8 protein-coding genes and 1 pseudogene are annotated in these 9,984 nt (G+C 52.7%); 1 reads left to right on the forward strand and 8 read right to left on the reverse strand.

Features of this window, described 5'->3' with window-relative positions; genetic code table 11:
• Positions 1 to 5: 5 nt before the first annotated feature.
• From ACN0YN_RS28870 to ACN0YN_RS28900, 7 genes are all read right to left on the reverse strand, one after another.
• A complete protein-coding gene (locus tag ACN0YN_RS28870) occupies positions 6 to 1,118 on the reverse strand; it encodes a C45 family autoproteolytic acyltransferase/hydolase (protein WP_417388362.1) in 1,113 nt (370 codons plus the stop codon).
• A gap of 66 nt (positions 1,119 to 1,184) precedes the next feature.
• On the reverse strand, positions 1,185 to 2,216 hold the full coding sequence (locus ACN0YN_RS28875; protein WP_417388363.1) for a N(4)-(beta-N-acetylglucosaminyl)-L-asparaginase: 1,032 nt from the start codon (positions 2,214 to 2,216) through the stop codon (positions 1,185 to 1,187).
• 99 nt (positions 2,217 to 2,315) lie between these two features.
• Entirely contained in the window at positions 2,316 to 2,729 is a 414-nt protein-coding gene (locus ACN0YN_RS28880; RefSeq protein WP_417388364.1) for a DUF2721 domain-containing protein, read from the reverse strand.
• Between the two features lie 73 nt (positions 2,730 to 2,802).
• Positions 2,803 to 3,408: an SMI1/KNR4 family protein gene (locus ACN0YN_RS28885; protein WP_417388365.1), complete on the reverse strand. Its 606-nt coding sequence runs from the start codon at positions 3,406 to 3,408 to the stop codon at positions 2,803 to 2,805.
• A gap of 57 nt (positions 3,409 to 3,465) precedes the next feature.
• Positions 3,466 to 4,035, reverse strand: coding sequence for a hypothetical protein (locus ACN0YN_RS28890; protein WP_417388366.1), 570 nt, complete (start codon positions 4,033 to 4,035; stop codon positions 3,466 to 3,468).
• A 66-nt stretch (positions 4,036 to 4,101) separates the two neighbouring features.
• Entirely contained in the window at positions 4,102 to 5,547 is a 1,446-nt protein-coding gene (locus ACN0YN_RS28895) for a sulfatase-like hydrolase/transferase (RefSeq protein ID WP_417388367.1), read from the reverse strand.
• 53 nt (positions 5,548 to 5,600) lie between these two features.
• Complete coding sequence (locus tag ACN0YN_RS28900; protein ID WP_417388368.1) at positions 5,601 to 5,906, reverse strand: hypothetical protein; 306 nt, start codon at positions 5,904 to 5,906, stop codon at positions 5,601 to 5,603.
• A 249-nt stretch (positions 5,907 to 6,155) separates the two neighbouring features.
• On the opposite strand from ACN0YN_RS28900, the pseudogene ACN0YN_RS28905 reads away from it, so the two are divergent.
• Positions 6,156 to 6,614: pseudogene (locus ACN0YN_RS28905) on the forward strand (hypothetical protein); the annotation flags it as partial.
• Between the two features lie 31 nt (positions 6,615 to 6,645).
• On the opposite strand, the gene ACN0YN_RS28910 reads toward ACN0YN_RS28905, so the two are convergent.
• Positions 6,646 to 9,984: SUMF1/EgtB/PvdO family nonheme iron enzyme (locus ACN0YN_RS28910; RefSeq protein WP_417388369.1), on the reverse strand; the 3,339-nt coding region annotated here is incomplete at its 5' end.

Here is a 9,984-nt window from a genome sequence, read left to right on the forward strand (position 1 = left end):
AGCGCTTACTTCAGATAATCCTTCATTTTGAAGTGCACGAAAGGGCGCTGATATGCTTCATTCTGCTTTTCGGCATAGGAAACCCAGAACTCGAGCGCGGTGGCATCGTAAACCACGTCCAGGATATTTCCCCCTTTGATGGGAATCTGGCAGGCGATATCAATCATTTCCGGGGCGCCAATTTTACCATACACTTTTTGCAGCGGCTGAAACGCACCGCGGCCCTCGTCCTGGTACACCAGGTTTTTCATGACTTCCGGCGCCAGTTCATCTTTCGGGTCATTATCATTCCAGATAACGAGATCAGGTGCATGGGCCAGCATCTTCACGGCTCGCAGATTGGCACCATCGCCGACCACATAGTGATACTTTTTCATCCGTTTCGCATTTTTAAAAATGTCAATTGCGGGCTCCAGGCCATCCGCATCGTACATCACCTGTCGAAACAGCGTGGTAAAATGCACGCCATTCATGTCAAAGGGATACTCTTTCCCGGGGGAATCTCCCATCTCCGACAGCACAATTCCTTTCGCATTCATTCCCGTATTGGCGCCGATGAACCCCGCGAACGTGATATTCACGTGCGGAATTCCTTCCGCAGGAATATAGACGGTAATGCAGGGGTAGTCCTGCGCACCCAGTTCCATTGACCAGTCCAGGTTTCTCGTCTGATAGAGATGACCATCCTTTGTGGCAGCGCCCCAGGCGGCGATACTGCTGCAGGAATAATCCATCACCACAGGCAACGCATGTGCCCGCTGCAGCAGGGTCAATGACATACCCGTCCCCTCTGCAAAGCCACGCAATTCTTCTTTAAATCGAGTATCGGTATGCGGTGCGATCGCTTTCCAGGCTGCATCGAGACTGGCGTTTGAACAACGTTCCGGCGCTGCGGTCTGAATTTTTTTCAACAGGGAGTGAATCATCTGAGTCGCGTCGGCTTTGATCAACTCCCCCTGCTGCTTCCCCATCTCATAAGGCGTGCCCTTGACCACGACAACAGGAATTCGATCTGCCCCTTTGCCGATCGATGTCAGATAACCTTCCGCCCGTACGACCTCAGAGAGACTCAAACAGGCAATGGCAAAAACGAAAACAAGCTGACAGTATCTGATCATTGTGAAATTTCCCAATAGAGAGCATGTTGGAAGAACCGTTCACAAAAGTCGTGTCTATAAAAATCATCAGGTTTCAATCAGGTAAGCCCCTTTGATGATTTGGATTCCCGCTGCGGTGATGATGGCTGCTTCAGGAGGCTTATTCTTCGGACCACGAATCGCGAAGCAGCCGGCTTCCCCATTTTTATTGATGGCGACGATCTTGTCATTGAAGTCGACTTTGTCCGGACCGCCGTTGATTTTCACAATCCGCTCGCAAAGTGCCTGACAGGCTTCGCGGGGACTTTTGCCGGCCCGCATCTGTTCAACGACGAAAAAGCTGCCGCAGGTCCTTAAGATTTCTTCCCCCCGCCCCGTCGCGCCCGCGGCTCCGACTTCGTTATCCACATACAGTCCCGCACCGATGATGGGAGAATCGCCGATCCGGCCCGGCAGCTTGCCGAACAGTCCCGAGGTCGTCGTACAGCCGGCCAGATCGCCTTTGCTGTCCAGTGCCAGAATATTGATGGTCCCCGTCGGCCGTTTGTCGAGATCGTAATTTCCGTCTTTGGGAGGCAGCCAGTCGTCTTTGTCGCTCAGATTCTCCTTCCAGCGGAGCCACATCTTGCGCGATTTATCGGTGAGCAGATTCTCCTCTTTAAATCCGTGAGCCCGGGCAAACTGACGGGCGCCTTCGCCGACCAGATGAATATGATCGGTCCGCTCCATGACCAATCGCGCCACGGAGGACGGCGTCTTAATATTCTCCAGCGCCCCAACCGAACCGCAATTATGGGTCCGGCCATCCATGAACGAGGCATCGAGCTGCACGACCCCGTTTTCGTTTGGAAGTCCGCCATATCCGACGGACTGATCTTCCGGATCCAGTTCGGTCACCTGGGCTGACTTCTCAACCGCATCGAGAATGTCGCCTCCTGCTTCCAGCACATCCCAGCCGGGCTGGAGTACCTTTTCAGCCCACTCTTCGCCGCGGCTGCAGAGGATCAGAGGGCGACGGGGAGCGGGTCTCTCCTGCGCACGCGCTTTGAAGGATGCGAATAATGAAAGCGAGGCACCCAGCCCCGCTGCCGATTTGATGAAGGATCTGCGATTTGTCATGCCCCGATTATACGGACTCCGATTTCGGGGTGCCAAACAATTTCTGAGGGTTTTGTGGTCGGTTTCCCCCTTTCGATTCCGCCTGCTGTCTGGCTCTGATTAAGGCTTGCAATCACGTTCGACTCGTTCAAAGTGTTCGTCAATCACATTCAGGCTCAACAGTGATTCACGCACCAGTTGCACGGAAGCAAAGACAACACAGCCGATGCCAATGATAATCAGCCCACCCACGAACCAGAGGGATTGCGGACGCCAGAGATTCACGACACCGCCCAGGAGACTCCCCAGCGAGAACAGTCCCACGCTGATATACAGACTGGCCAGCGCATCGCGAAACAGACGGGCTCGTTGCTGCAGGTTGCGGGAAAGAATTTGAGAATGGGCATCGGGATGATCGAGCAGATGATGAAACTCGGTATGAATCTGACCATAACGGGCCGACGTCGAGACAATCAGCAGCGCGACCCCCGGCAGCAAAATCAAAGGTGTTAACCAGAATTCAGTGCTCGTCATGTTTGTTGGATTCTCTTTCAATCAGTGTGAAGCGAACAGGGTCTGCTCGGCGGCGAACTCACGAGGAAGTCGACTACGTGCCCTGGTCCAGTTGGTCATCCAGCCAGGAACGATACCATTTCAGAAATGACACGCGCCTGTCTGACTCCGTCGTGACAGGGTAGATCCCCTGCCAGTCAGCACGATCGTCTAACCAGATAGTCCCCTTTTCCGACCCGTTTACAATCAGAATGAATCGTAGATTATCGCCAGCATCACAGATCGGAATGGCACCATTCACATGCTGAGGACTCCAGTATTGATCCTGCCGTTGATATTGTTCTTCAGTCGAAAGATCTTTGCTGAGGCTGTCTTCATTCCAGCGATCTGAAAAAGGGAAAGGAGCAGCCAGGTCTCCCACGAGCCCCGGAACTTCCTCCCAGGGTATGCCGGCAAATTCTCCCAATCGAGAGATGCCATAACAGGGACCAGCGCCGCCATTCCCGACCTGCAACAGGAACTGGCGGTACTCAATCGGTAATTGTATTCCGTGCTGCTCTTCAAACTGACCGACTTCAGTTTCTGTGAGCCGGTCCTGCAGCTCAAACTTATGCTTCTGCGTTCCACACGCCTCAAGACCAGAGTCGGCTCTGCTCAGAGTATACAAGTCGTGAAGGATTGTTGCGAATGAACCGTTCATTGTCATATCGTTCTCAAATAGGGTCGCCTGTACCTCATTCCATCATCAACTTAAAACTCACTTCATTTCGACACTGATCTCCCGGGTGGTACACCAGGCTTGCAGGACGTCCAGTTTGCGTTGCGTCGCTTCGTTCCGAACCAGATTGATCGGCATTTCCGTAATCACGCCGTTCTGCTCGTAACAGATGGTAAGCAATCGCGAACGTGCCCACTCAGATAATTTCAGCCGGGTGATCTCCGACACAGCAATGCGGCTGCTGCCAATGACAACCTGGTCTTTCTCGAAAACAACGGGCGGTACAATCAGTATCGCAAACAATCCAAACAGTGAGAGCAGCAGGGCACTGCCGCCAATCACAAACAGCAGCGTTTTGAACACCTTCCAGGCCCCCAATGGTTCGGTGGGCAATTGAATCACCCCCGAAACAAGCCCCGCGATCAACAGCACCATCACAATCATTCCGGGCAAAGTGCCCATGAGTCGCAGGCACATCCAGCAGGATAAAATGACAGACAGATAAATTGTTTTCAAAAACTGCCCGAGGACGATCCCCAGGCTCAACTGATCTTCCCGCAGAAAATCCACGGCCGCATCATCCACCGCTTTCATGTTCGTCTCTGTCACTCGTTCAATCCATTGAATATTTCATGTCTCGTACTTTAAGGGGTAGCATCCACTTAACAGCAATCACTATTTTGTTTTGGTTTTGCGTTTCTGTCTGTTTTTCTCTCCCGGTATGCCCGGTTTCTGATCCCATTTTTGTGGCGGGTTCTTCTCGTATCTGGGAGCACCGTCTTTTGTGGGAAATTGTGCCGCGATGGTGGTCAGCCGCTGGAGCGCCGCTTTGTCGTCCGCATCGGTCGAGTTTATCAGATTCTGTTCTTCCCACTGATCTCCGCTGATTTTAAACAGTTTGATCGGCTTCCGGTCGGAGTCGATCCACAGTTTATAATGTTTGTCGCGGATCACGCGGTCGTCGTAGTCCAGCGCAGGTTGCACGCGTCCGTCACGCAGCGCCGCGGGGCCGCCTCCCATCGAAAGAATCCACTCGCGCGGCCCCACTTTGGTCTGCCCCAGAATCAGCGGCGCGAATGACTTTCCATCCACAGCGCGACCGGCAGGCAGTTTGCCGCCCCCCAGTGCTGCAAACGTGGGGAGGATGTCGGTGAAGTCGACCAGCGCATCGGTGGTCCCCCCCTCTGGAACCGTGCCCGGGCAGTTCACAATAAACGGCATCGCGGTGCCGTTCTGTTCTGACATCTTCGTTTTGCCGCCCTGTACCAGATGGCCCAGGCGACCATTTGTCATGCCTCCCGTTCCGTTGTCAGTCGTGAAGACGATGATTGTCTTTTCGCGAATGCCCGCTTCATCGAGCGCTGCCACCAGTTTGCCGACCAGTTTGTCTGTGTAACGCACCATCCCGGCAAACAGACGCCTTTTGTCGGTTTCGTCTTTGTTTTCGGGCGTGGTGGTCAAAGGACTGTGTGTCAGCACCATCGGGTAATACAGCAGCATTCGCTCGTCTTTGTGCTTGCCGATGAAGTCGATCAGATAGTCACAATAAAGATCGGGGCCAAACTGACTGGTGTAGGTCCTGCTCCCTTTCCCTTTGATGTTGATATACGGGTTCCAGTATCGCTCGGCACTGGGCGGGTTGTCTGCTTCGAAACCCGTCCACATGCACCAGTCAACGAAGCCCGCTTCCTGCATCGCATTGGGTTCGACGCGGAAGTCATCGATCTGCCACTTCCCCGCGGCACACGTTTTATAACCTGCATCACGCAGCACATTCGCATAAGTCGTATTCTGCTGCGGATCGAAGTGAGCGCCCGCGCCCCAGCGGGGGACATCCCAGTGGTTGGTCCAGCCATGTCGAAACGGATACTGGCCCGTCAGCAGCGTCACCCGCGTCGGCGTGCATTGCGGCATACACCACGCGTTATTGAACTTCATCCCGGTCGCCGCCAGCCCATCGATGGACGGCGTTTTGATATCTTCCGCACCATAACAGCTGACCCACTCCTTACCCAGATCATCCACCATGATAAACAGGATGTTCGGCTGCGTGAGTTCCGACGACCAGGCGGTCGAGATGAGTAGCAGCAGTACAATCACAGACAGCAGCGCACGTAACATGGCAGAAACCTCTTTGATGAGTCTCATTCACGAATGGAGTGGTGTCTTAAATTCTAGCTCCTCCGTTGTTTGATCACAACGAGCAGCAGGCCTGTACCACCACCAATGAGTCCCATGATCGGAGCCACAAACAAGATCAGGGCTATGGGGATGAGCATTGGCATACCACAGACGGCGGTACCGGGAGGTAAAGTTGCAGTGTAGGCGGAAAATTGCTGAATCTGATAGACGGCCAGCATGATCGGAATGGAAGCCCCCAGCAGCGCACCTGCAAGAAACCACCGGATCCTGGATAACCAGATTTCATCTATATCCGGTGTACTCTCATCTTTTGCAGCATCTGGTGAGGTATCATTCATCACATTTCTGCTTTTTGAAAAGAAGACCTGCTCCTGTTTCTCCTGTACGACTCTCTCTTAATTCTAACTCGTCCTTGGAGCCGTCACAACGAGAATCGCTCCTCCCTGTCAGCATCACATTGCATTCCCTCCCCCGGCAGGCTAGTCTGAACTAAGATTAAATTCATTTTTTTAAGCTCTCAATACAATCTGGAACCTCTTCATGAAACATAAATCGTCCCTGCTGCTTATTCTGTTCTGCACACTGGTTACTACATCTTCGGTGATTACGATCCCGCCGGCGGCGGACACATGAGCGTCGCCTGGTTCACCAGCCCAACTATTGATGGACCTTATACCTGGTGCGACAAGATCGGCGAAGGACATCCCGACCCCGACATCGGCTTCGCTGAAGGCCGCTTCTATCTGTTCACACAACAATCGACCGATTTCGTAAGTCCCGGCCCCTGGGTGGAACAGGTCGAAGTCCGCGTCGGCGTCGATACCACCAACGACGGCAGTCCCGATACCTGGACCGACTGGAAGGAAGTCAAAGAGACGTACGACTACACCCCTGGTCTCTCCAAGCACGTCAAACGCACCCCCGCGAAACTCGGTCTGACAGGTTTACCCGCCGGCTATGGCTTCGGCTTCGAATTGAAACTGAAAGACACGACCGAGAACAAGTCGAAGCCGATGATTGACAAAGTCACGCTGACATTTGAGTGAAGAGCAAACCCCCGACAGCGAATGACAGCGTCTACTTCGGGCTCGTTTTTTCAAGTTCCATAGCCGCAGGGGGATCGATGTGGACCAACGCCCGGCGAAATTCCAGTTCAAGCGTGCTGGAATTACCGGTTCCCGCGAACTTGACATGGACTGGATCGGGTTTGACCCATTTGGGAAACGTAATGCGCGAACGCAGCCCAAAGAAGTGACCAACGCGGTCTCCGTCCAGGGCAACATCGATGCTGACGTTTTCACCGTGGTGGCGGACTTTTGCCGTCAAGCGCTGCCAGACATTTCTTTTCAACCTGGCGTCCTTGTTACTGTGCTCTGGAGCAGCGTCTCGATCTTCTTTGCCATCGATTACCATGAGCGCACTGCCGAGTCCGCCTAGATGCAGGCGGATCGCCTGCTTATCGCCCAGCGGTAAGTCAATCTGCAACGGAGCGAAGCCCGATTGCTTCAACTCCAGTTCGATGTCAAAATCACCGCCGATTTCCTGTGGAAACTTCGCACCGACCCAATCTTTTTTCTGCCTGGATGCACTGCTGCTGCCGGCAAGGATTCCGTCTTGCATCTGCCATGTCATATTCCTGGAATTCAATGCCGTTGGCACGAGATCAGCCAACAGGTCGATTGTCTGACTCGAATCGTTATCAGCTTTCACCAACTTCGCTATGTCGATCATCATTGCCGCCCGGAATCCGATGATGGAAAAACCGCGGTTCTGTCCTTCGAAATTGCGATGAGCTGATCGCTGGCGGGATGCAGAGAAAAGGAAAGCTCCACCGCGATTTATGCGATGAGTTCCCGATGCGGGACCGATTGGATCATCGACGGGTGAATTCTCGTAGTAACCGATTGAGTCTTTTTGAAACCAGTCGCTACACCACTCGAACACGTTTCCGTGCATATCGTACAGACCGAACGCATTTGGTTTCAGTTGGCCTGCCGGATGAGTTGTACTACGAGCATTTTGGAGATACCACGCAAATTGCGACAGGTCCTCATCATTGTCACCACAATACCACAGGGTTGCCGTTCCCGCGCGACAGGCGTATTCCCATTGTGCTTCTGTGGGTAAAGCAAATTTCAGGGACTGGTCGGTTGAGTCCTTGTTCAATTTAGCGAAAAATAATTGTGTGTCATCCCAGTTCACCATTTCAACAGGATGCGTCGGATTGCCTGGATTCTTCGACGGATTGGTGCCGACCACTGCTTCCCACTGCGACTGCGTTACCTCGTAAGCTCCCAGATAGAATGGTCGCGTAATCCGAACTCGATGCTGTGGGCCTTCTATCGGAATTCGCTGGATAGAGAATTTGTCTTCCGATGTAATTGCTTCTTCGAGGAATCTGGTTTTTTCTTCTTCGCCCGTCCCCATCGTGAATTCGCCGGGGGGTATGAGCATGAATGTCATCTTCTCGCCGCCAGGCAGTTCAACTTCCTTCTCAACCGGCAGATCAAGATAGTCCGCCCATGCTTCTTGATGTGCCTGGGCCTGAGCTGCGTCTAACGGAGCGATGGCGGGGGGCGGGGGCGAAGCAGCAATTGTCTCGGCATCAACTTTTACCCACTTGGCATCGATGATTTTCCCGTCGTGTCCGTTGCCGGAAGAATCTTTCAGGATGTCGCCGGAGCCTTCATTAAAGTGGTATAAGGCAAGGGTGTGTTGATCATTGGTAAATACGTCTGGTGGAGTAAATTCCGTATTGTATCGCAGTGTGTTTGAGATGCGGATTTCATCGATTTTGCCTTTAAACCGAGAGCCATTATGACCACCGATTTCGAGCGTCCCCTGCGGAGTAAAGCTCCCGGTATTATCCTTCCGTTTGACTGGTTTCCCATCGATGAAGAGTTCCAGTGATTTGCCATCCCATTGCCCTGCGACGTGCGTTCGTGTATCCCACTTATTGATCTTCGGACCAAAAACTTCGACCCGCCGATCTATGCTTGCCTGTCTTCCCCCAAATTCCCAGCGGCGAATCCCACCCACTTGAATGGTCAAAGAATCTAGCTTGCCGCCATAGAACAAAATGGCATTGGATGTCGACTTTGGAGAAGGCGTCAGCCACCCTTCAAGCGTCAGCGGTGGGGAGCCGGAAAGTTGAAAATCAGGAACTTCGACTCGACTCGTTCTTCCATTAAAGTAAAGTGCATCATTTCTCTCGGGGTTCTGGCTTGCAACAGTCTGTTCCAATGGCACCCACTTCGCTCCATCGATCTTCCCGTCATATCCGTTACCGGAGGAGTCCTTCAGAACCTCGCCAGAGCCTTCATTAAAGTGATAGAGAGCAAGGGTGTCGGCATCGTTAGAAAACTGCTGAGGGGGATCAAAGCGTTTGTCAAAGCGAGCAGTCTTCGAAATTTTGACCCCGCGAATTTTTCCAGAAAAATTAGGTCCCAGTTGAATTGTATTCCCACTTTTCGAATTGACTTTTTCAGGGAGTTGTTTCGCTTCCATCGGCTCCCCGTTCACAAACAGCTGAACTGTACGGTTCTTAATGACTCCCGCTAAATGGACCCAGTCTCCTGGAGCAGGCAGTTGTTTCGATGAGGAAACACGCACCAATTTCTCACCGTTCTTACCTTCCAGATTGGCCATAAACCCCCACCCATCGATCCAGCGAAGGAAAGCACATGTGTAATGATGATTGAGGACATATTTCATCCCGCTCTCATGATTATTAACATCAGAATCCTGAACAAAAACCTCATATGTCAATTCATCGCGTTCATTCCAGTTGGTCTGCGGTATAATTACCACATTCTTACTCTTACCGTCGAACTCAAGGGCGAATTCTTCCCTGGCTGTTGGTGAGTTCACGCCCCTTGATGGCGTCTTGACTGTGGCGGGAGACAATTCCGTCTGCAGCTTTTCTCCGTTGAACAGCCCGTCCAGTTTGCCGTTGACCACGGCCGCTGTCAGCGTGGTTGTACCGTCTTTGGCGACGCTGAATTCTTCGGTGTGTGTGGGAAGACCTGCTTTTTCCAGTTGCAGTTTGTGTTCGCCGGCGGACAGTTCAATGACGTCATGATCTTCTTTGATGTTGAGAACTTCGCCGTCTACGCTAAGCGTAATCTCCGGATCATCTCGCGTGACCTGCACATCGTACTTGTCAGCGCGAACGAAAAAAGCCATCCCCAGCAGCAGTACCAGTCCACCAATTCCCCCAGCGATCATCCAAGGCTTCGTTGAGACAGATGGTTTTGAATTCGAAGCGGCAGTTGACTTGCTCGCCGGCGATGACTTCTTCCCCTGTTTCGCACGCATCCTGTCCGCCGAGGATTTGGAGCGGTCAATCGAGATCAAAGCCGGGTTCGATTCTTCTTTCGCCGTGGGAAGTGATTTCGGTTTCGGCCCCTTCTTTTT

Source organism: Gimesia sp., assembly GCF_048260065.1.
In the GTDB taxonomy this organism is placed as follows: Bacteria; Planctomycetota; Planctomycetia; order Planctomycetales; family Planctomycetaceae; genus Gimesia.